Annotated in this window: 18 protein-coding genes and 8 tRNA genes; 2 read left to right on the top strand and 24 right to left on the bottom strand. The window is 31.9% G+C overall.

Annotation, left to right across the window (positions count from 1 at the left end):
• Positions 1-12 precede the first annotated feature (12 nt).
• The 12 genes from ACWJJT_RS11420 to ACWJJT_RS11365 form a co-directional block, all read right to left on the bottom strand.
• Positions 13-1,791, bottom strand: a complete 1,779-nt coding sequence (locus ACWJJT_RS11420) for an adenine deaminase C-terminal domain-containing protein (RefSeq protein WP_462954795.1) — start codon at positions 1,789-1,791, stop codon at positions 13-15.
• A gap of 131 nt (positions 1,792-1,922) precedes the next feature.
• Positions 1,923-2,975, bottom strand: coding sequence for an ABC transporter substrate-binding protein (locus ACWJJT_RS11415; RefSeq protein ID WP_462954794.1), 1,053 nt, complete (start codon positions 2,973-2,975; stop codon positions 1,923-1,925).
• Between the two features lie 45 nt (positions 2,976-3,020).
• Positions 3,021-4,055 carry an ABC transporter ATP-binding protein gene (locus ACWJJT_RS11410; RefSeq protein WP_462954793.1) on the bottom strand — a complete coding sequence of 345 codons (1,035 nt, stop codon included), beginning with the start codon at positions 4,053-4,055 and terminating at the stop codon, positions 3,021-3,023.
• Between the two features lie 55 nt (positions 4,056-4,110).
• Positions 4,111-4,896: an ABC transporter permease gene (locus tag ACWJJT_RS11405; protein WP_462954792.1), complete on the bottom strand. Its 786-nt coding sequence runs from the start codon at positions 4,894-4,896 to the stop codon at positions 4,111-4,113.
• Position 4,897: 1 nt separating this feature from the next.
• Positions 4,898-5,725 carry an ABC transporter permease gene (locus ACWJJT_RS11400; RefSeq protein WP_462954791.1) on the bottom strand — a complete coding sequence of 276 codons (828 nt, stop codon included), beginning with the start codon at positions 5,723-5,725 and terminating at the stop codon, positions 4,898-4,900.
• A gap of 331 nt (positions 5,726-6,056) precedes the next feature.
• Positions 6,057-6,131: transfer RNA gene (locus ACWJJT_RS11395), tRNA-Thr, on the bottom strand.
• Positions 6,132-6,136: 5 nt separating this feature from the next.
• A tRNA-Asp gene (locus tag ACWJJT_RS11390) sits at positions 6,137-6,213 on the bottom strand.
• A 5-nt stretch (positions 6,214-6,218) separates the two neighbouring features.
• Positions 6,219-6,294, bottom strand: a tRNA-Val gene (locus tag ACWJJT_RS11385).
• Positions 6,295-6,307: 13 nt separating this feature from the next.
• A tRNA-Glu gene (locus ACWJJT_RS11380) sits at positions 6,308-6,382 on the bottom strand.
• A gap of 85 nt (positions 6,383-6,467) precedes the next feature.
• Positions 6,468-6,544 (bottom strand) — tRNA-Asp (locus ACWJJT_RS11375).
• Between the two features lie 5 nt (positions 6,545-6,549).
• Positions 6,550-6,625 (bottom strand) — tRNA-Val (locus ACWJJT_RS11370).
• An 11-nt stretch (positions 6,626-6,636) separates the two neighbouring features.
• Positions 6,637-6,711: transfer RNA gene (locus tag ACWJJT_RS11365), tRNA-Glu, on the bottom strand.
• A gap of 338 nt (positions 6,712-7,049) precedes the next feature.
• On the opposite strand from ACWJJT_RS11365, the gene ACWJJT_RS11360 reads away from it, so the two are divergent.
• Positions 7,050-8,279: a BaiN/RdsA family NAD(P)/FAD-dependent oxidoreductase gene (locus ACWJJT_RS11360; protein WP_462954790.1), complete on the top strand. Its 1,230-nt coding sequence runs from the start codon at positions 7,050-7,052 to the stop codon at positions 8,277-8,279.
• Positions 8,280-8,408: 129 nt separating this feature from the next.
• Here ACWJJT_RS11360 and ACWJJT_RS11355 read toward each other — a convergent pair whose 3' ends face one another.
• Positions 8,409-9,161 carry an acyl-[acyl-carrier-protein] thioesterase gene (locus ACWJJT_RS11355; protein ID WP_462954789.1) on the bottom strand — a complete coding sequence of 251 codons (753 nt, stop codon included), beginning with the start codon at positions 9,159-9,161 and terminating at the stop codon, positions 8,409-8,411.
• A gap of 282 nt (positions 9,162-9,443) precedes the next feature.
• Between ACWJJT_RS11355 and ACWJJT_RS11350 the strand changes: the two genes are divergently transcribed.
• The gene (locus tag ACWJJT_RS11350; protein ID WP_462954788.1) at positions 9,444-10,037 is read left to right on the top strand and encodes an ECF transporter S component; all 594 of its coding nucleotides are present in this window, start codon (positions 9,444-9,446) and stop codon (positions 10,035-10,037) included.
• A 40-nt stretch (positions 10,038-10,077) separates the two neighbouring features.
• On the opposite strand, the gene ACWJJT_RS11345 is transcribed toward ACWJJT_RS11350, so the two are convergent.
• The 11 genes from ACWJJT_RS11345 to lonC all read right to left on the bottom strand — a co-directional run bounded on the left by ACWJJT_RS11345 (position 10,078) and on the right by lonC (position 22,666).
• Positions 10,078-10,263 (bottom strand): DUF1858 domain-containing protein, encoded by a 186-nt coding sequence (locus ACWJJT_RS11345; protein ID WP_216302157.1) that lies wholly within the window; start codon positions 10,261-10,263, stop codon positions 10,078-10,080.
• Positions 10,264-10,464: 201 nt separating this feature from the next.
• On the bottom strand, positions 10,465-11,751 hold the full coding sequence (locus ACWJJT_RS11340; protein WP_462954787.1) for an adenylosuccinate synthase: 1,287 nt from the start codon (positions 11,749-11,751) through the stop codon (positions 10,465-10,467).
• Positions 11,752-11,890: 139 nt separating this feature from the next.
• On the bottom strand, positions 11,891-13,303 hold the full coding sequence (locus tag ACWJJT_RS11335; RefSeq protein WP_462954786.1) for an NAD(P)/FAD-dependent oxidoreductase: 1,413 nt from the start codon (positions 13,301-13,303) through the stop codon (positions 11,891-11,893).
• A 219-nt stretch (positions 13,304-13,522) separates the two neighbouring features.
• Positions 13,523-14,485 (bottom strand): 3'-5' exoribonuclease YhaM family protein, encoded by a 963-nt coding sequence (locus ACWJJT_RS11330; protein ID WP_462954785.1) that lies wholly within the window; start codon positions 14,483-14,485, stop codon positions 13,523-13,525.
• Positions 14,486-14,767: 282 nt separating this feature from the next.
• Positions 14,768-15,958: a C40 family peptidase gene (locus tag ACWJJT_RS11325; protein ID WP_462954784.1), complete on the bottom strand. Its 1,191-nt coding sequence runs from the start codon at positions 15,956-15,958 to the stop codon at positions 14,768-14,770.
• A 1,027-nt stretch (positions 15,959-16,985) separates the two neighbouring features.
• Positions 16,986-17,061, bottom strand: a tRNA-Thr gene (locus ACWJJT_RS11320).
• A gap of 19 nt (positions 17,062-17,080) precedes the next feature.
• Entirely contained in the window at positions 17,081-17,407 is a 327-nt protein-coding gene (locus ACWJJT_RS11315) for a TM2 domain-containing protein (RefSeq protein ID WP_462954783.1), read from the bottom strand.
• A gap of 144 nt (positions 17,408-17,551) precedes the next feature.
• On the bottom strand, positions 17,552-17,929 hold the full coding sequence (locus tag ACWJJT_RS11310; protein WP_462954782.1) for a hypothetical protein: 378 nt from the start codon (positions 17,927-17,929) through the stop codon (positions 17,552-17,554).
• Positions 17,930-17,931: 2 nt separating this feature from the next.
• Positions 17,932-18,987 (bottom strand): ParM/StbA family protein, encoded by a 1,056-nt coding sequence (locus ACWJJT_RS11305; RefSeq protein WP_462954781.1) that lies wholly within the window; start codon positions 18,985-18,987, stop codon positions 17,932-17,934.
• A 351-nt stretch (positions 18,988-19,338) separates the two neighbouring features.
• Positions 19,339-20,670 (bottom strand): replicative DNA helicase, encoded by a 1,332-nt coding sequence (locus ACWJJT_RS11300; protein WP_462954780.1) that lies wholly within the window; start codon positions 20,668-20,670, stop codon positions 19,339-19,341.
• Positions 20,671-20,761: 91 nt separating this feature from the next.
• Positions 20,762-22,666 (bottom strand): Lon family ATP-dependent protease, encoded by a 1,905-nt coding sequence (lonC, locus tag ACWJJT_RS11295; protein WP_462954779.1) that lies wholly within the window; start codon positions 22,664-22,666, stop codon positions 20,762-20,764.
• Positions 22,667-22,707: the final 41 nt, after the last annotated feature.

Here is a 22,707-nt window from a genome sequence, read left to right as displayed (position 1 = left end):
AATTTTTTTATTTTATCTTTCACTACTTTCTTTAAATAATGAAACAATCTCCTGTTTTTTAACATCTATTAATCCTTTATCAGTTATCTTTAAAGCTGGGCTAACTGGTAGTGATAATGTACTAAATGACATTATTTCATTCTTATGGTCATATCCCAATTCTTTCATAGCTTTTCTTATTTCTTTTAACTGCGTTCCTAAAACCTCTATAGGAACATCACTTACTATTCCACCAATTGGTAATGGTGCTGAACCTAGAATGTGACCTTTATTTGCCACTGCATATCCACCTTTGCAGTTTATAACTTCATTAGCTGCTGCTATCATATCCTTAACATTTCTTCCCATTACCATAAGATTATGATGGTCATGGGCCCAAGTAGTAGCCACAGCTCCTTCTTTTATTATATTACCATCTACTATACCAAAGGCTTTACCCTTAGTTTTTCCGTATCTTTCAAAGACTACTATCAATGCACAACCCTTTATTTCCCATTGAAGTTCCCCATTTAATGATTTAATTGTAGCTTCTCCCTCTTCAGTAAAGGTTGTATCTTGCTCCACCTTGATTGTTCTACAAATAAGTTCTCCATTTAATATAGGAGTTTCCACCTTAAAATCCTCTTCATTTAAAGAATTTAACTTTATGCTATTATAAAATTTCCTAGGAAATATTTCCTTTTTATTTTCTTTCACCTCTATTGTATCTTTTATGTTTATACCTTCTTTTGAATTTATTTGCCGATAACTATTCCCTTCACACTCTTCCTTATTATATATCACTTTTCCATTTTTATATACCGAGTGTATTTTAAACTCTTTAACATCTTCTAATAATATAAAGTCTGCCATCTTTCCTGGGGCAATAACTCCTCTATCTAAAAGTCCCATTCTTCTAGCAGGAGTATATGTAGATACATATATAGCGTTTTCTTCACTAATTCCCATATCCATAGCTTTCTTCACTAATTTATTTAAATGTCCACTTGTTAGCTTGTCAGCCATTACATCATCTGTAACCAAACAAAAGTGCTCATATAAATTATTATCCCTTAAATAATTCATATTTTCTTCACTCATAGATTTCTCTTGTATTTCTAAAAACATTCCATTACTTATTTTTTCTTCTATGGATTTTAAACTCTGGTGGGTATGATCTCCATCCACCCCTCTATATATGTACATAGCTAAATCTAACCCTTCAATCTTAGGACAATGACCTTCTATTGGGAAATTGTTTTTTTCTCTCTTGATTAGATTTATAATTTTATTTATATTAGAATTATCCTCTTCTATTAAATCCTTAAAATTCATTACCTCTCCTAAACAAATAACCTTCGGGTATGCTAAAAGCTCACCAACTTCTTTATCACTTATAAATCCCCCTGTGGTTTCAAACTCCTTTGATGTTGATGGTACTGAGCTTGGTATTCCATAAAATATATCTATTTTTTCCTCTTTACTTATAAAAGCTATTATCCCCTCCACACCAAAAACATTAGCAATCTCATGTGGATCAGCCACCACCGTAGTTACTCCATGTGGTATAACAGCATTAGAAAACTCACTGGGAATAGTCATCGAACTCTCTATATGCATATGAATGTCAATAAGGCCAGGAATCATATAATTTCCATGTCCATCTACAACTTCTTTAGCACTTAATTTACCTTCATATTCTTTGCCTATATATATAAATTTTTCATCCATTATTGCTACATCTGCATTAATGAATTTCTTAAAATAACTATTATACACTCTGATATTTTTAACTATTAATTCAACTTCCATAATGCACCTCTTTAATATATATTTCTCTCTTAAAATTATGCAGACTTATTTTTTACCCTTATAGCTAAATTTAAAAAATAACTAGTCTCAATCATAAAGATTTTGACTAGTTATTTATTTAATCTATATAATTAGTTCATAATTCTATTCCAAGTATCTATCCATTCACTCATTAATGGATTAACCACTTTATAATCTATAGTTTTAGCATTTTTCACTGTTGGGCCATAGGTTAAATTTTTACTTTCCTCTTCAGTCAAAGAAACCTTTTTATTTACTGGTGATTCACTTAAATTCTTAGCACCTTTATATTGAATCTCTTCACTTAAAGCATAATTTATAAACTCATAAGCTAAATCTTTATTATCTGAATTCTTATTCATGTTTATTGAATTAAGGTTTAAATATCTTCCCGACTTTGGAGTTATAAGCTTTATTTCTGGTGATGCATTAGTAATCATTTCATAAGCAAAGTCAGCTGTTACTGCTACTGTTATTTCTCCACTAGCAAACATATTAGATAGGTCTGAAGATTTACTATAAGTTTTAACTACATTAGGCTTTAATTTTTGTAACTCTTTAAATGCAGCTGCACCCTCGTCTTTAGATATATCTACTCCTGCTTTTTCTGCTGCTATATAAAGCATAGCTGGACCAAAGGTTGTTGTTATATCTGGTATAGCTATTTTACCCTTTAGTTCAGGCTTCCATAAATCTTCCCAAGACGTTATTTCAAACTCTACTTCCTTTGGATTAACAGCTATTCCTATGCTGTTTAATGCATATGCTGGTCCAAATCCATCTTTTATTGTTCCTTTGCCCTTATCTACTACATTTTCACTATTAGGAATTTTACTATAGTCAAGTTTTTCAAATACCCCCGCTTTTATTCCTTGCTCAGCATAGCTCTCAGCTAAGTATATTAAGTCTACTGTTGACTTTGGGTTGTTTTTAAGTTTTGTTAATCTATCAGAGTTATTACCTGTTTCTAATACTATTTTAACTCCATGCTTTTCTTCGAAAGGTTTAAGTACATTTTCTGTTAGCTTGTCTTCATTTAACCCAAAAGTTGAAATTACAAGTTCCTTTTTTTTACCCGAGACTGAAGATGCACCGCTGCATCCAACAAATACAGTTGCTAGCAATCCTAATGCAACCGTTACTACTAAAGATTTTTTTAACATATCCATTCCTCCTAACTTGCTCAAATTAATAATATCCATTTCAGCTTATACTAATACTATTTTATTTTCAGGTAAGTAAAGATTTATTTTATCCCCTTGAGGATAAACTACATCATTTTGGCTATTTACAACTAAATTACCCACAGTGGTATTTACATTATACTGATAGGATTTCCCTAAGAATGTTCTTATTTCTACAGTTCCCTCTATAGTATTTGACGCTTCTATTGATGCTATAACTATATCATCTGGTCTTATTGTACCTTTAACTTCTACCTTGTCTATTTTAGGATTTTCCACATTAAACTTTAATCCTTTATTACTTTCATATAATCCATCTTGTACCTTCGTTAAATCTATAAAATTTTCAAATCCCACAAATCTAGCAACAAACTCTGTAGAAGGATTTGAGTAAATATTTTCTGGAGTATCAAATTGCTCTATTACACCTTTGTTCATTACCGCCACTTTATCAGATATAGAGAAACACTCCTCTTGGTCATGGGTAACAAATAAAGTAGTAATTCCTAAGCTTTGTTGAAGCTTTCTTATTTCAACTCTCATCTTCAATCTAAGCTTCGCATCTAAGTTGCTTAAAGGTTCATCTAAAAGTAATAAACTTGGCTCTATTACTAACGCTCTAGCTGTTGCAACTCTCTGTCTTTGCCCTCCCGAAAGCTCCTTTGGATATCTTTTAGCATATTGATTCATATCTACTACTTCTAATATATCTTTTACCTTTTTCTTTATTTCATCCCTTGATATCTTCTTCATTTTTAAACCAAATGCTACATTTTCTTCTACTGTTAGGTGCGGAAATAATGCGTAGCTTTGAAATACTAATCCGAAATTTCTATTATGAACAGGTATTTTTGTATAATCCTTGCCTCCTAGCATAAACGTTCCATTGTTTGGCTCTATAAATCCAGCAATTACTCTTAATGTTGTAGTTTTACCACATCCACTAGGTCCTAAAAGAGATACAAGCTCTCCTTTTTTAATGCTTAAATTAAAATTTTGTAATATATTGTCTTTTCCATCATATGATACTGCTATATTTTTTAAGTTTATTAAATTCATGTGTTACCCCCACGTTTATTAGCATTATTTAAGGCCTATTACGAACGTATTTTGCCTAAGAAAGACTATCTAATCCTAAAGTTTTTTCTACTATAAACATTATTCCAATTGTTATTAACATTAATATAACTGATAATGCTGATACGGTTGGATCATAGTTATACTCTACATAGCTCATCATACTAATTGGCAAAGTACTTACTCCTGGTCCTGTTAAAAATATTGATACAGGCACATTGTTAAAGGAATTTATAAATGCTAACATAACCGCTGCTATAATTCCTGAAGTTATATTTGGCATAACTACCTTAAAAAAAGTATTTATTTTTGTATAGCCAAGACTCATTGCAGCCTCTTCTATTGAATAATCAAATACCTCTAAACTTGAACCAACAACTCTAATTATGTAAGGTACTATTACCAATGTATGACCTATAAATAAACTCATGTATACTGAAAATTCTAATTTTATTACTAAAAACTGAAATAATGCAAAACCAACAACCACTCCTGGTATTATTAATGGTGAAAAGAAAAAATTCTTTAAAACACCCTTTCCTTTGAAATCAAATCTGCTTAATCCGTAAGCTGCCGGTATTCCAATTAACAGTGCTAATACTGTAGACCCACAGGATACTAAAAAACTTACAAACATTGTATTCATAAACATATCTGATTGAAATACATTTGCATACCACTTAATGCTAAACCCCTTTGGTGGGAATGCAATATAACTTTCTGTTCCTATACTTGTTAACGCTATAATTACTAATGGTGCTAGTAAAAATATATATACTAATGCTACGAATATAGTAAGTAATTTGCTTTTTCTGCCTTTCATGTTATAATCCCCTCTTATCTAATCTAGACGCTAATAAGTTTATTCCTTTTATAACCAACAATGTTGTAACTATCATTATTGTTGCAACAACAGACGCCGCTTGCCAGTCACTCAAGGTCATCGCTTCTTGATAAATTAATGTGGCTAACACTGTATTTTTATTACCACCTAATAATTGTGGTGTAGTATAAGCCGTAAGTGCTCCTGTAAATACAAGGACTGTTCCAACTATTAATCCCGGTAAACTCAGTGGGAATATAACCTTAAAGAAGGCCTTCACTTTATTAGCTCCTAAACTTTCCGCTGCTTCTAATAAGTCATTATCTATATTTTCTAAAACTCCTACTAAAGAAATTATCATTAGCGGTGAAAATAAATAAACTGTACCAACAATGATCGCGCCTTCAGTATACATCATAGTTAAAGATTCATTGATAACGCCTAAGCTAAGTAACACTTTATTTATAACTCCATTTTTACCTAAAATACTCATCCAAGCAAAAGAACGAACAATTGAATTTGTAAGAATAGGGAATATGGTTAATGCCATGAATAACCCTCTAATCTTCTTTGAGGTTCTAGACACAAAATATGCTGTTGGAATTCCAATAACCATGCATATTGCAGATGATATTAAAGCAATTCTTAATGTTCTATAAAATATCTGCAGCGTATACTTATCTCCAAAGAAATTTAAATAATGATCCAAGCTAAAGCTTCCATTAATATTAAAAGTAGGAATTATAGTACTAACTAAAGGCACTATAAGAAAATAAGATAGTAATATTAAACATGGTACAAATAATATGTAAGTCCATTTTTTCTTCATAGGTTTAACTCTCCTAAAATTTTATCTTAATGATATTTTTGTTGGATATATATAATTTATATTTATTTTACAAAACCAATGATATGGCAAAATATTGATATTCGTCCAGAAAAATACGAACGTTAATTTATTTTAATTGCTTATCGTATGTGTTTATGCTACTATAACGATCGAATGTTGTCAATATTTTTATTTTTTCAAGACAAAAATCAAATCACTTTAAATACATTTTGTTTTTAGAGGCTATCAATCCTTTTAATTCTTACAATCTTTCAGCTCAGTAAACATATTGGACGTAAAAAAAGTCCTAAACAAATGTTTAGGACTTTTTTGGAGCTGGCAATAGGAATTGAACCTACAACCTGCTGATTACAAGTCAGCTGCTCTACCGTTGAGCCATGCCAGCAAAAATGGCGACTCAAAAGGGATTCGAACCCTCGACCTCCGCCGTGACAGGGCGGCACTCTAACCAACTGAGCTATTGAGCCATATATGGTGGGAACAACAGGGTTCGAACCTGTGACCCTCTGCTTGTAAGGCAGATGCTCTCCCAGCTGAGCTATGCTCCCATATATGTTTTAATGGTGACTCCTAGGGGAATTGAACCCCTGTTACCACCGTGAAAGGGTGGTGTCTTAACCGCTTGACCAAGGAGCCTTATTACTTTTTAATGATTCTTTTGATAAGAATCAAGCTTATAAATTAGATGTTCTTTTATTAAACTATACCAGTTTAGTAAAAATGGCGACTCAAAAGGGACTCGGACCCTCGACCTCCGCCGTGACAGGGCGGCACTCTAACCAACTGAGCTATTGAGCCATATATGGTGGGAACAACAGGGTTCGAACCTGTGACCCTCTGCTTGTAAGGCAGATGCTCTCCCAGCTGAGCTATGCTCCCATGTATGTTTATGGTGACTCCTAGGGGAATTGAACCCCTGTTACCACCGTGAAAGGGTGGTGTCTTAACCGCTTGACCAAGGAGCCATACTAATTTGTCACTTTATTTATTATGGGCTTACGTCTTGCAACCCGACATAAACTATAATACCTAATTTTTCTTAAAGTGTCAACATATTTTCTTGTTTTTTTTATTATTTTTTTTTACAAAACACTCAAACCCAGTTAAATCAATGGTTTACCTTGTATGCTTTTTTATATGTTTTTTTGAAAATAACTACCTTTTATTAAACACTCTTAAACAAATTTTATGGTTACTTATAAAACAAAATAAAAATTCATTTTCATCCTACTCATTTTAGGGTAAGCTTATATGTATATACTTTATAATATAAAAATATTTTTTCTCGAAAGGAGAGATTTTCTTGAAACATTCCCTTATAATAATTGGCGGAGGCGCCTCTGGTTTAACCTCTGCTTTAATAGCAAAAGATTTTGGAATAGATGTAGCAATAATTGAAGGAACCGATAGAGTAGGTAAAAAAATACTAACCACCGGTAACGGTAGGTGTAATATCAGTAATGTACATATAAATAATGATAGATATCACAGTGAAAATACAAATTTCGCAGGTTACACTCTGGATTCTTTCACCATAAAAGATACTATAGATTTTTTCGAATGTTTAGGACTACCTTTAGTGACAATAGATGGTGGTAAAATGTTTCCTATGTCATTGCAAGCCTCATCAGTACTTGATATACTTCGCTTTGCTATAGACGAAAAAAAAATTCCACTGTATACAAATACCAAAGCTAAGGAGATTATTAAATCAAAGAAGGGTTTTAAAGTTTATAGCACAGATAACTCTACATATGAATGTGAAAAGTTGATTATTGCGACCGGTGGTAAATCAGCTCCTAAAACAGGTTCTGACGGCTCCGGCTATTCGTTGGCTAGGCAATTAGGTCATAGTATAATCTCTCCTGTACCAGCCCTTGTACAGCTTAAATTAAACTATAATAAACTAAAGGCTCTATCTGGAGTAAAGTTTGATGGCTTTGCGGAAATATTTATAAACGATAAATATGTTCAAAAGGAATTCGGAGAAATACTTTTTACAGATTACGGCATTTCCGGACCCCCTATTCTTCAGCTTAGTAGAACTGCATCTTATGGTTTATCTAAAAATAGCAAGGTTTCTTTATGTATTGATATGCTACCAAATATTAGCTACGAAGATCTAAAATCATTTTTAAATAATCACTGGTCAGTATTTCAGAGTCGCTGCGTTCATGATTCATTCATCGGAATAATTAACAAGAAGGTCATTCCAATAATTTTAAAAGAAGCAAAAATAGATGACATTCATAAGCCTTGTTGCGATTTGACCTCAAACGAAAAAAATGCTCTATATACTTTGTTAAAGCAATGGCGATTTGAGGTTTCAGGTACTAATTCTTTTGCAAATGCTCAGATAACTGCAGGAGGCATTAATACAAAAGAAATTAATTCTGAAACTCTAGAATCCAATATTACTAAAAATTTATTCTTTGCGGGAGAAATATTAGATGTAGATGGCGATTGCGGCGGTTTTAACCTTCAATGGGCATGGAGTTCTGGTGCCATTGCCGGGAGAAATGCTTCCAATTAAAAAATAAGAGTGCGATTAGTATGAAGTTTGTCCTGCGTGAATTGAACTAAGGGTTTGAAACGTGAAAGTTGATTAAGGGATTTTCTTATATTATGCTTAGAAAAGTATAATATAAGAAAAATACTTAGACTACTGTACCCAAGTACTTTCTAAGAGCGTAAGCTCAACACCCTCTTCATTTATGATTTTATGTCTACATATCGTCTTATCTTCTTCTCTTATAACCTGCGTGCTTACCTTTATGGTCTCTCCATATGTTGTTTCCTTGATGTAAGTTACCTTAATATTAGTTAGTTGACGGTCTAATACTATATCCTTAGGAACTGTTTCTAAAGCCCAAGCAACATATTTAACATTGTTTACGTGCATATTCGTGTCAATATCACTATACCTAACTTGAAAGTTTTTCTCGCTATGCACTGTAGTTATTGGTACTATATCCTCAATGTCTATGGGTGTATTATTGCTATCATCAATACCATAAGCCTCATACATATCTTTCGTAATCCTTATTGGTCTTCTTCTGTCTGTATTTATTAAAATCCACACAGAACTCGCATGTCCTATTTTATTCCCTTTCATATCAATAATTTCATATTTCCTGTATGCATAAAATTTATTGAAAGAATGTGCAAAAGTTCTAATCTTTATAGTTTCATTTAATAAAGGATACGACTCCATTGTTATGTCCCATTTATATAACACCCAAGCTGATTTATTCTCTTTAAGATGTTCTATGCCAACTCCAAGCACTTCACTTTGATACATTGCCATATCACCAAGATAATCTATAATGCTTGTCATCAAAGCTCTTTTATGAATATCTACTTCATAATAATGAATATTATAATCTCTATCTGTAACCTCTGGCATTTTGCCCATAATACCCCTCCTATATTTCTCATGAGTACATAATATAATAACTATTAATTTCTACGCTTCTTAGTTTTCTTCATACTTAAAATAATACCAAACTAAACCAACACAGTAAACATTAACTGTATAGTATTAACATAAAGTTTGTTAAATTTTTATTTATCTATGTAATTATTATCAAAATAGTGTTAAAATATTGTTGTCAGTATTCATTATGAAACTGAACTATAAATAAGGATTATGAATAGGACGACTTATATCCTTATGGAATAAGAGCGGGGGGAACACATGATTAATAATAATTCTATTAAACTTAGAAGAATAAAAACAAGTGAACTTACAACTATTGGTATGCTATCAGCTATTTGCATCGTACTTGGTTTAACTGGATATGGCTTTATTCCACTTCCTGGTGCCAAAGCTACTATCATGCACATTCCCGTTATTATAGGATCAATAATAGGTGGCCCTATGGTAGGAATGACTATTGGTTTAATATTTGGGATGTTTAGTATTATGCAAAACATAACAACTCCCAATTTACTCTCTTTTGCTTTTATAAATCCTTTAGTATCTGTATTACCAAGGGTTCTTATTGGTCTTACTTCTTACTATGTTTATAAACTAATCCACGTTAAAAATGATAGCCTAAGGATTGGACTCGCGACCGTTGTTGGTTCGCTAACTAACACTTTTGGGGTTCTTACTATGATATATGTTTTTTATGCGGCTAAATTTGCTACTTCTAAGGGCATAAATCCATCTATCGCTGCAAAGACTATTTATGGTATAGGTATAATAAATGGTGTTCCAGAGGCCACCATAGCTACTGTAATTACCATACCTGTTATCCTAGCCATTAAGAAAATAAAGAAAAGATAAAAAACAAGACACTTAGCAAATGCTAAGTGTCTTAATTTTTTTATGCATTTAATGCAGTCATTAATTCTTCTAAATTAAGACCATGAACCATTGCTGCTTCTTCTAATGTTTCAGCTTGCGCTGAAGGACACCCTACACAACCCATTCCAAAGCTCATTAATACTTCAACTGATTCTGGATTTTGTCTTACAACTTCGCCTATTGTCATATCTTTAGTTATTTTCATATTATCTACCTCACTTTATGTTAATTTAACTCTAATTCTCATTATATTTTATATACTTAAATTTTACTAGTACGCACTTTTTTAATCTATAGTATGCACTTGTATACCTAATATATATTTCCCACAATAATTATAATTCCCTATAATATAAAAAACATACATATTAAAAAATATCTTTTGTATAATATGCATGTATATATGCTATATTTCAGTTAACACCATTGTTTGATCTCTTTTAGGTCCTACTGAAACTATAGAAACCTTAACTCCTGTAAATTCTTCAATTTTCTTTAAGTATATTTTTGCATTTTCAGGAAGTTCTTCATAGCTTCTTGCATCAGCTATCTTTTCATCCCAACCATTAAACTCTTCATATACTGGTTCGCATTTAGCTAAATCTTCGAGGCTCGCTGGGAAATAATCTATAACGCTACCTTCAAATTTATATCCTACACAGATTTTAATTTTTTCAAGTCCCGCTAATGTATCTATTTTAGTTACAGCAAAACTAGTAAGTCCTGAAATTCTTGCCGCAGTTTTTAATATAACAAGGTCAAGCCATCCACATCTTCTTGCTCTACCTGTTGTTACGCCAAATTCAAAGCCTTTTTCGCGGATCCATTCTCCTACTTCATCATTAAGTTCTGTTGGGAATGGTCCTTTTCCTACTCTTGTAGTATAAGCTTTCGCAACTCCTACAGCATTTGTTATCATAGTAGGTCCTATTCCTGCTCCAACACAAACTCCGCCTGCAATAGTGTTTGATGAGGTTACAAAAGGATATGAACCGTAATCTATATCAAGCAGCGTTCCTTGTGCTCCTTCAAATAAAACATTTTTTCCAGACTTTATTGAATCATAAACTTTAACTGATATATCTTTTACAAAAGGTCTCATTCTTTCTGCATACTCTAAATATTCTGTATATATTTTATCAAAATCTAAAGCTTTTCCACCCAAAACTTTTGTTATTATATCATTCTTCATTGCTAGACTAGTTTTAAGCTTTTCTTTAAAAACATCTTTTTTCATTAAGTCACAAACTCTGATTCCACTTCTTTCAAACTTGTCAGTGTAACAAGGGCCTATCCCTTTTTTTGTAGTTCCAATATCATTTTTACCTCTAGCTATTTCGTATAAATTATCTAGCTCTTTATGGTATGGCATTATAAGCTGTGATCTATCACTAATTATTAATCTTTCTGGAGTTATTTTTTCGCCTAGCGCTTCTAAGTAGTCAATTTCTATAAATAACGCCTCTGGGTCTACAACCACACCATTACCTATTACATTCAATTTATCTTTATATAATATTCCTGATGGTATTAAGTGAAGTTTATATTCCTTTTCTCCTACAACTACGGTATGACCTGCATTATTTCCGCCTTGGAACCTGACTACAACGTCTGCCCCCTCAGCAAGATAATCTGTCATCTTACCTTTACCTTCATCTCCCCACTGGGCTCCTAAAACTATAAATGCTGACATATAAATTCCTCGCTTTCTTTCAGTTCACAATAAAATTTCTTAACTACTAGTATTAAGAAATTTTATTGTCTTCTATGTTTACTTCATGTTGAATTATACACTTTTAATATTCATATAACCAATTATTTAGATTAAATTTTTAGTCTTCTTTTTGAGCTATGTCTCTTGCTACTACGATTCCTGTTGTAGATGCTTGCATTAGACCTCTAGTTATCCCTGCTCCATCCCCTATTGTATATAAATTTCTAACAGATGTTTCAAACTTATCATTTGTACTAATCTTACTAGAATAAAACTTCACCTCAACTCCATATAGCAATGTGTTTTTGCTATATAAACCTGGTGCTATCTTGTCAAAAGCCTTTAATGCTTCCACAATAGACGTTAAGTGCCTTTGTGGTAATACAAAGCTTAAATCACCTGGTACTGCTGATTTTAAAGTAGGCGTCGTAGTTGATTTACCTAATCTGTCATAATCTGTTCTTCTTCCTTTTAGTAAATCCCCGAGTCTTTGAACCATTATCCCTCCGCCAGTTAACATATTACCTAGCTGGGCTATATATTTTCCGTACCCTATAGGTTGATTAAATGGCTCTGTGAAAGTAGTAGATACAAGCATCGCAAAATTTGTATTAGTTGTTCTAAGCTTTTGGTCGGAGTAACTATGACCATTTACAACTGCAATCGTGTTATCATCATAATATTCTGCTGACACTACTCCCCCCGGGTTCATGCAAAAGGTCCTAACCTTGTTATCAAAAGTATCTGAATAATATACTAATTTTGCTTCATATAAGTCCTTTGTCAGATGATCCATAACAGAATTAGGCACCTCAATTCTTACTCCAATATCTACTGCATTATTAGTAACCACAATATTATGTTTTTTAGCTTCATTTGAAGCCCATTCCGCCCCACCTCTACCCGGTGCTGCTACAATATACTTTGCATTAACCTTAAACACACCATCTTTATTCTTTAATAATACTCCAGTAGCCTTATTATCTTCTATTAATATTTCTTCCACTTCGCTAAGTTCCATAAATTCTGTATTTGTATTATCCACTAAATGATGGTACATAGATTTTAAAACTTCATAGGCAAGTTCTGTTCCTAAATGCCTTACTGGACATTCAACAAGACGAATATTATGCTTACTTGCTTCATATTTAACTTCGTCAACCTTGTCACTATTAATCCCATATACCTTCTCATTTGCTCCAAATTTTATATATATATCATCGCAATACTTTATTAATTTTTTTGATTCGTCTTCAGAAAAATATTCGAGAAGTCTCCCCCCCACCTCTGGGCTTAGAGAAAGCTTACCATCTGAAAAAGCTCCAGCACCTGACCAACCAAACGTTATCCCACAAGGATTACATTTAACACACTTTCCTGTGTCTCTAGCTGGACATTTTCTTTTTTCTATATTTCTTCCCTTATCAACTATAAGTACACTAAGTTCAGGTTTTTTATTAGAAATTTCTAGTGCCGTAAATATGCCTGCTGGGCCAGCTCCTACAATAACTACATCATAAAAATTTTTCATTTCATATTCCTCCTTGTATTACTCTATAGGAAATAAAAACTATCAATTGTTGCCATGCTACTTAATGATATCAGAGCAGTATAACCCAGTCAATATAAAATGCGAATATTAATAAATTATTTCAATTAATAGTTCGTATATACATTATTTATCTAAATAAAAAATACACTTACCCATATTGAATAACTGTATTTTTCTGTTACCTAATCTTCCTTAAGACTATTTATTAACAAAACTCTTATAAACATTTATATTATCTAGAGACCTTATTCTTTCTGAAAATTTGCCTTCCTTTGTATCTCCTAAAGCTTTATTCATATCATACATTCTTGCATCCATTATATCTAAATGATGTAGCATTTCCGCTTCTGGTATCATAGGTTTTTTAGGGCTTCCATATTCTGCTTCATAATGATGAGCTAGCACCATATGCTGTAACAACATAGATACTTCAGTATCTGCTTTAACCTCAAGACTCGCCGTTTCTATCATTTTAATTCCTTGAACTATATGACCTAAAAGTTGACCCTCTACTGAATACTCGCTTACAATTCCAAGTTCACTAGCATTCATTTCATATATTTTACCAATATCATGAAGTATTATACCTGCATATAGCAAATCTGTATTTAGAAAGGTGTAAATTTCGCTTAATTTTTCTCCTGCCTTAAGCATGGTGATTGTGTGATATAACAGACCCGATCTTATTGAGTGATGGTTAGACTTCGCAGCTGGATAATGCATTAGCTTTTTCTCATTATGCCCTAAAATATTGGTAACTATATTTTGAATATCTATATTTTTGATTTTAGATAAATAATTTAAAATATTATCATACATTTTTTCCGGTGAATACGGCGCCACTGCAACATAATCACAAATGTTTACTTCATCTTTTTCCTCAGTTAGTCTTATTGCTTCAACTTTTAATTGAAGCTTTCCTCTCCACTCATTTACTGTGCCCTTAATTTTCACTAAGATGCTTTGTTTAAATGTATCTTCTAATTTTTCATTCCATTCCCAAAGTTTTGCATTTATATCGCCGGTGGCATCTCCTAAATTAAAATCCAAATATTTATTTGTGTTACTATTGTTAGAAACCTTGCTATCTACAGATTTTATAACATAAAAACCTTCAATCCTATCACCTTTCTTCATTCCACTTATCTTCTTCATTTCCATATTTATCTCCTTATATTGTAATAAACTTATTATATCTAATACATTATGCCGATACAAGTGCTTAATATCTATATGTCAATCAATTAAATTACATAACTTTAATATATATTTTAATTATACATCAATATTGTTTATAAATTTTAGAAATCTTTAAGTTAAGAAATATTTTTAAATTCACTTTTTTAATTATGATAAATTGGATATAAAAAATGAATGTATGATTTAATAAAAATCATACATTCATCTATAATATTAATTATTCCTGGTTTATATTAAATATACTTATTTTACTACTCTTTTTCCTATTATAAAATTACTTTTATAATATCCAGTTAATTCAGATATTTTTACAACATCACCAGTTTTGGGAGATTGTATAAATTTATTATTACCAATATATATTCCCGCGTGAGATGCTTGGGAAGGCGATGCTGGATTTGTCCTAAAGAATACCAAATCACCTTTTTTGAGACTATTTATATTAACTGAGGTACCTACATTTATTTGGTCCATAGTCGTTCTAGGTAGATTTATACCTATGTTTTTATAAGCATATTGTATAAGACCTGAACAATCAAAACCACCACTTACATATTTGCCATTAGAATTAAACTTCGCTGGTGTTGTACCACCCCATAAGTATGGCATTCCTAAAAACGTGTTTAATTGTGAGATTAAACTCTCTATATTTTTTGTTGCAGTACCTTGTTGTCCATTTGAGTCATTTTCTATGACATCACCTCTACTTGGAGTGTCATTACCTAGGCTTACGTAAGTTTTAGCTATATATCCCCATTGTCCATTATACTTGATTTTATAAAAATCATTTTGTGTTCCATACAAATCCACTTTTGCATTTATTTTTATTGTGCCCATGATATTATTACCCATAGACGACGTTTTTCTTACATTTAAACTTGATGCTGTAATATTACCACTTCCAGTAATCACACTGCTTGTACTATCTGTATTTGTGCTTGTGTTTGTATCCTGTGCTGTTGCGGCCTTCACATATTGCTCACTTACATAACCTGTTTTGCCACCATAATTTATCTTACAAAATCCGTTTGATTTTTCATACATTGTCACTTTAGTTCCGCGTGTAATAACATTAGCAACAGAATAATTTATCCCGAATCCTGTTCTTACATTTAAATAATCTGTTGTTATTGTTCCTGTCGTCCCTGCTCCATTTGCTGTACTTGTAGAACCAGACGTATTTGCCGATATTTTTATATATGAGCTATGTACATATCCAGTTTGTCCTTTATAATTTATTTTATAGAACTCCCCTTCTTTACCAAGTGTCTCTACCTTCGTATCTCTTGCAAGAGAAGCTATAATTGATGATGAAATTGATGATTTTTGCCTGACATGTAATGAACTTGCGGTCACTGTTCCATTATCAGCGAATACAACATGTGAACCCGCCATAGTTAATAACATGGCTATAAAAGCTACTCTTTTTTTCATATGCTTACCTCCTATATTTTAAATGAATAAAAATTATAGAAATATATAAATTATTTCTAATGTAAATTCTTTTCTCCTAGAGATTTACTTGCATTTTTGTTCTCTGCAATATTTTCTAGAAAATATTTTGGAAATTTAGCTTACTACTTATTATAACTAGTACTTTTCATATTTTTACATCAATCTTCCCCTTTAATTTAAGACTATTACTAATGTCACAAATTTTTCCTTTTTTTGTACAATACCATTGTAACAGAAAATAATAATTTTTTATATAATATAATTTATAAAAAACCACTGATTATCATGACTTTTACCTGTATCTTACTTATTAGGTCAAATAAAACGAGGATATAATTATACAAATAATAAGACTCCTCCTTGAAAATATTCTGAAATAAATGATACACTAAAAAAGTAGTTAAGATATAACTCTCAACTACTTTTTACTATCCTTTTAAATTATAATCCTCGATGCTTAAACGTCGTTAAATCATCACCTGTGGTGCTGCAACAGCTACAAAGGAGCTGCATTAACGACTTCAGAAGGACGTTTATACTCCCTTTGAAGTTTTCTCTTTGTTATGGTATGTAATTCCCACTTATAGAAGTGGGAGACTTTCCTTCTGAAATGTCGTTAAAAGTTCTTGCCACAAGCAACAACTCGTTTGTTACCTTTTATTAATTTACTTTTATCTATTCCAACTTTCACTTTTATCTTTTTCATTTATATTCAACCTCACCTTATATATAATTACACTTCTAGTGCTAATAAAACATGATCGTTTCCTCTTATTTGTTCTGTCTATCAGTATTATTACCCAATATTTGTAATATTAATCAATCTATTAAATATAAAAGCCTGGAGATAAATTTCTCTACCCTCAAGCTATGTTTTACTATATTTCCATTCATTTACTATTCCACTTTATAAATCACTGTCTGTCTACTTTACTATGCTGAACGCACAAAAAAGCACCAGCAGTTATGCCAGTGCTAAAAAATATTTGTTTCCATATTACAAACTTGGAGCTGAAAAAGGGGATCGAACCCTCGACCTACGCGTTACGAGTGCGTTACTCTACCAACTGAGCTATTTCAGCATACACAAAACAATTTAAACTAATACCTATACATATTTTTATTTAGTTGAAGCCCATTTATATCTTTAAATGAATTAGTAGCAATCATAATAATATCAACTAATACCCATATTCCAAAACCACCAAAGGTTAAAATCATTAAAATTCCCGTACCTATTTTACCTACATAAAATCTATGAATACCAAATACCCCAAGAAAAATACACATCAATAAAGCAACTAACCAGTTTTTTTCACTAATAATCTGTTCACCAGTCGTATTAGGTTGAATTAATAAATTAATCCCACATATTTTACAAAAATTAGAGCTATCTTCATTTTGAGATCCACAACTAGGACAGAACATTAAATCACCCTTTTTAGCTTACTTTGAATGCCTTTCTTACATTTTATCATATATGGTATCATTTTACTATACGTATAGGATAAGTGTTTTTAAAATAATTATGATTCTTAAAGTAAAAAGGAGTGACGAAAACGCCACTCCAAGCTATAACGACATATCTTTCACACAATTAAGTTTTTTCATATACTCGCTTTCAACAGAATCTATATCCCTCTCATTTGATTTTTTAACAAAAACGTCATTGTTAATTTGTGGAATTGAATTTGGCATAGCACCTTTAAAAAGCTCTCCAACTATATTACCTATATAATTTTTAACTTCAGGGTTATCTAAAATATTTGCAATATCTACTGTATCTAGCTTCTTAACTTTATTGCCGTAGTCCCTGTAAAATCTCAGGGCCTGCTTTATAAGTTTAGAATTATTAATACCTTTCTTCTCCATATTGCTCACATAATTAATTAAGTCTTTATCTGTTTCCTCTCCTAGATTTGATGATACAGTTTTACGGAGTGCTCCCATAATTATTGACCTGCTACTGTAGTTGCAGCAACTTCTTTATTTCCATCTAAGTATTCAAGCACTAGCAATTCTTTATATCTTTCAGCGAACAGTATAGAATTTGCACATTGAGGGTTTTTATTGTCTATGAGCTTTGGCTCAGTTTTTATGAACTCTGTTTGTAAATATTCTAGTAGTAACCTTGAAGGTCCGCCTATTATTCTTATATCTTTACAAGTATTCGGTTTAAAAGAGCTATTAATTGAACTTATTGCTTTCTCCACATATGGTCTTAACACTAAATCTTTAATGTCTTTTAATACATTTGCTTCCCCAAAAGGTAATTCGTCATCTTCTAAATATTCGATAGCATCTGATATATCATAATTACCATCAGATCCGTCAGCAGAGTTGAACTTAGTGAGTAATGCTTCTATCGTTGGCTCAAACCCATGTTGTGCAAAACTGCTAGCCTTAGTCATTCCAAGCACCTTGTTACCAAATTCATCTTTCTCATATTTCCAATGAGATACATCTAAAGTACCACCACCAAAGTCAAGTAATAACATAGGATAGGTAAATGTTTCCATTGTTTCAGCGCTTAATGTACCTCCTTGTTTAAATACTTGTACATCTAATATTTCTATATCATATGTTATATTATTTATTGTTATAGATTGCTTTTCCATCTTCTTTATTTCATTTTTAAGTGGACTGCTGTGATCTATATAATATTCTGCGGGAAGTCCCACAGCGAGTCTTACCTTTATTTTAGTTTCCCCTTTAAAACTTAGTGCAATAGCGTTAAGCAGGTTTAACTTATAATGATCGGACATATATTTGTTAGATTCCATGTTAAGCTTGCCTTCTTTATTACCTACGGTGTATAACTTTCCATTCCAAGTGATGTTACTTATTCCAGTAGCCCTAGAACCATGTTTGCTTACAGCAGACACTCTACTAGCAAAAATTACATTGGTACTTGTTTTTGTAAATGTATTTCCTATGTCAACAGTTAGTACAGATTCTAACTCTTTCTTTAATATAGGATATTTTTTTGATATTTCTGTTAAGTTCATTTATTTTCCCTCCTAAATTTTTCTAATTATTTCTTATTGGTATATATTCTATATTATGTATTAATATCCTTCTTTTGTAATGACATATTTATAAATATATTTATAAACCTATTTATAGATGTTTATCTACATACTTGTAAATATATAAATAGATTTATATATTTATATATTTATTTACAAATGTAAACATATATATATCTACATTAAAGAATATATCCTTAATAGCTCACTAGTCATATCAACCTCTCCCACAATATATACTCAAATAAAAATAGGATAACAAAATTTTTAAATTTTGTTATCCTATCATAATTTATCTAGCTTAGTAGATAAATCTACTTTAATGTATTCTTACTCTCTATGAATTACATCAAGTCTTGCAAATTTACTGAATTGGCCTATCCATGCAAGTTTTACTGTGCCTATAGGACCATTCCTTTGTTTTGCTATTATAAGTTCTGCTACATTTTTATCTTCCGTTTCCTCATTATAATACTCATCTCTATATAAGAACATAACAAGGTCAGCATCCTGCTCAATAGAACCTGACTCTCTAAGATCAGATAACATAGGCCTATGGTCTGTTCTTTGCTCTGGCGCACGCGATAGCTGTGATAATGCTATAACAGGGCACTGCATCTCCTTCGCAAGAGCTTTAATAGATCTTGATATTTCTGATACTTCTTGTTGTCTGCTTTCTGTATTGCTACCAGTCATAAGTTGAAGATAATCTATAACTATAAGATCTATGCCATGCTCCATTTTTAATTTTCTACATTTTGAACGCATATCCATAACAGAAGTTCCTGCTGTATCATCAATGAATATTTTAGCAGCAGCAAGCGGTCCGGATGCTTTTGCTATATTTTCCCAGTCCCTATCTTCCAAATCACCATGTCTGAGCTTTGACATGTCAACATTTGCTTCTGAACAAAGCAGTTTATAAGAAAGTTGTTCCTTAGACATTTCCAGGGAGAATACAGCTACACTTTTCCCTTGCCTAAGAGCTGCATACTCTGCTAAATTTAGTGCAAAGGTAGTTTTACCCATAGACGGCCTTGCAGCAATAAGAATCATATCACCCTTTTGAAATCCAGCGGTTTTATCATCAAGTTCTGGGAACCCACTAGATATTCCTGTTGTTTCCCCTTTATTATTAAATATTCTTTCTATTTCTAAGAACCCTCGCTCTAGAACTGTGTTCATTGGTTCAAAATCACCTGCATTTTTTTTCTGTGATATGTTAAATACTTTTTGCTCTGCAAGATCCATTACAGCTTCTACATCATCTTGCTTATTATAACAATTTTCCATAATCTCAGTAGAAGCTCTAATAAGTTTTCTTAAAGTAGATTTATCTTCTACAATTTTTATGTACGAACTTAAATTAGCTGTGGAGGGTATTGAGTTACTTATCTCTGAAATATAAGTAATTCCCCCTGATGCTTCTAATTTTTCAGAAGAACGTAAATGCTCGAGTAAAGTAATCATGTCAATGGGCGTATCTTTTTGATATAAATCAAAAATAGCGCTAAATATAACCTTATGAGAATCTCTGTAAAAATCATCACTTTTTAAAACTTCTACTACTCGTGATATCGCGGTTTTATCTATAAGCATTGATCCAATTACTGATTGTTCTGCTTCTAAATTATAAGGTAAACTTCTAAGAGGTGTATCCATTTTTTTATCTCCCCTAAAGTAATGATTTATGCCCTGCTAAAAATACATCACCGCAGGTAATGATTTAACAGGGCCATTAATTATATTTAATTTATTTTATTTCAAACACTAATTCCATTAGCTCTTCAATGTTTGATGATGTTTTTATTTCAATATCTTTAAGGTCAATCGGAACTTCCTTTTCATTATCACTCGGAACTATAACTAGCTTAATTCCCTTTCTTCTTGCCCCGTAAATTTTTTCAAATATGCCACCTACTGGTTTTATAATACCCCTAAGGGATATCTCTCCAGTTACTGCAACATCCTGTCTTACAGGTTTGTCTAAAAGAGAACTGATTATACATACAGTTATAGCGGCTCCAGCCGATGGTCCATCAATTTTACCTCCACCTACTATATTTACATGTATGTCATAATCCTTAATATCTTTATTTGTTGTTTTTCTTATTACGGATGCAGCATTAAACACTGAGTCCTTAGCCATGCTTCCAGCGGTATCATTAAATCTTACTTGACCTTTACCTTTTTCCTTGGCCTCAAATACTGATGTTTCTATTTCTATAGTTGATCCTATATATCCCGATACCCCAAGTCCATATATGTGGCCAACTTCAGCTTTAACTTCTTTATCTAATTCCTCATAGGGCGATAGTCTACTTATAGATATAATATCTAACAAGTCTTTAACCTGAATTTCAACTTGAGACGCATCTTCTGATTTTCTATTATGCAGTACAAATCCATAAGCATCTGCTAAAATGTTTATAGCTTTTCTTCCTTCAATAGTATATCTACCAATAATTTGCGCAACCCCATCTCCTATTTTAACTTCTAATTTATTCGCAGCATTTACCACTATATTTTCTATATCCACAGCAGTTAATGGTTCAAAATAAACTTCAGTACATCTTGATCTTAATGCCGGATTTATTTCTGATGGTTCCTTGGTAGTAGCTCCTATTAAAACAAAATCTGCTGGAGCACCTTTATCAAATAAATATTTTATATATTTAGGTGTGTTTTCGTCTTCAGGATCATAATAAGATGATGAAAACTCAACTCTTTTATCTTCTAATACTTTAAGTAATTTATTTTGAAGTATACTATCGAGTTCACCTATTTCATCAATAAATAATACTCCTCCATGAGCCTCTGTTACAAGACCTGTTTTTGGCTCTGGAATACCACCCTCAGCTAAATCTCTTTTACTTCCCTGATATATCGGATCATGTACTGATCCTAAAAGTGGATTTGTTATTTCTCTTGGATCCCACCGTAGTGTTGTACCATCCACTTCTACAAATTTAGCATCTTTATGGTAAATAGTATAACTTAGCTTTTTAGCTTCCTCAAGAGCAAGCCTCGCCGCAGTAGTCTTTCCAACTCCTGGTGGCCCATAAAGAATAATGTGTTGTGGATATGGTGATGCCATTTTAGATAACAGGGATTTTATAGCTCTTTCCTGACCAACTATTTCACTAAAACTCTCTGGCCTTAACATAGCTTGTATATTTTTAGTAAGTTTTCTACTATCAAGTTCTTCTAAATCCGCATATTTTTTAAGTGTCTTAGCATTTTCAGGTCCCTTTTGTTTCTTAATTATTCCAAGTCTTACTTCATCAATATACTTATCTTGCTTTTCCATTAGATTTTTTTCTACTTCAGCTTCAATCTTATTTTGCACATATCTTTTAGCTATTTCATCAGTCAACCATTCATTAGTATTATCTAGTGCCTCTTGTATATTTTTTTCATTAGGAACTATCTCTATACCCTTACCATTGCTGATAATTTTATTTAAAGCGAATAACCTTCTATAGATACTTTCACTTTTAATGTGCTTCTGAAGTTTAAATTTTATGGTTTTAGACTTTATAGTGCCTTCATCTAGCACATTCCTCATTATTTCATATAAAACGTCTATTTGTGTGTCCAGAGGTAACACATCTCTTTCAACCTGTTCTCCAATTTGATTAACTAATAATGTCTTCAAACGTAATCCGCTTTAATAAATATGATTATCATTTATTTACT

Source organism: Clostridium sp. CM041, assembly GCF_055081035.1.
This window is presented reverse-complemented; position numbering and strand designations above follow the sequence as displayed.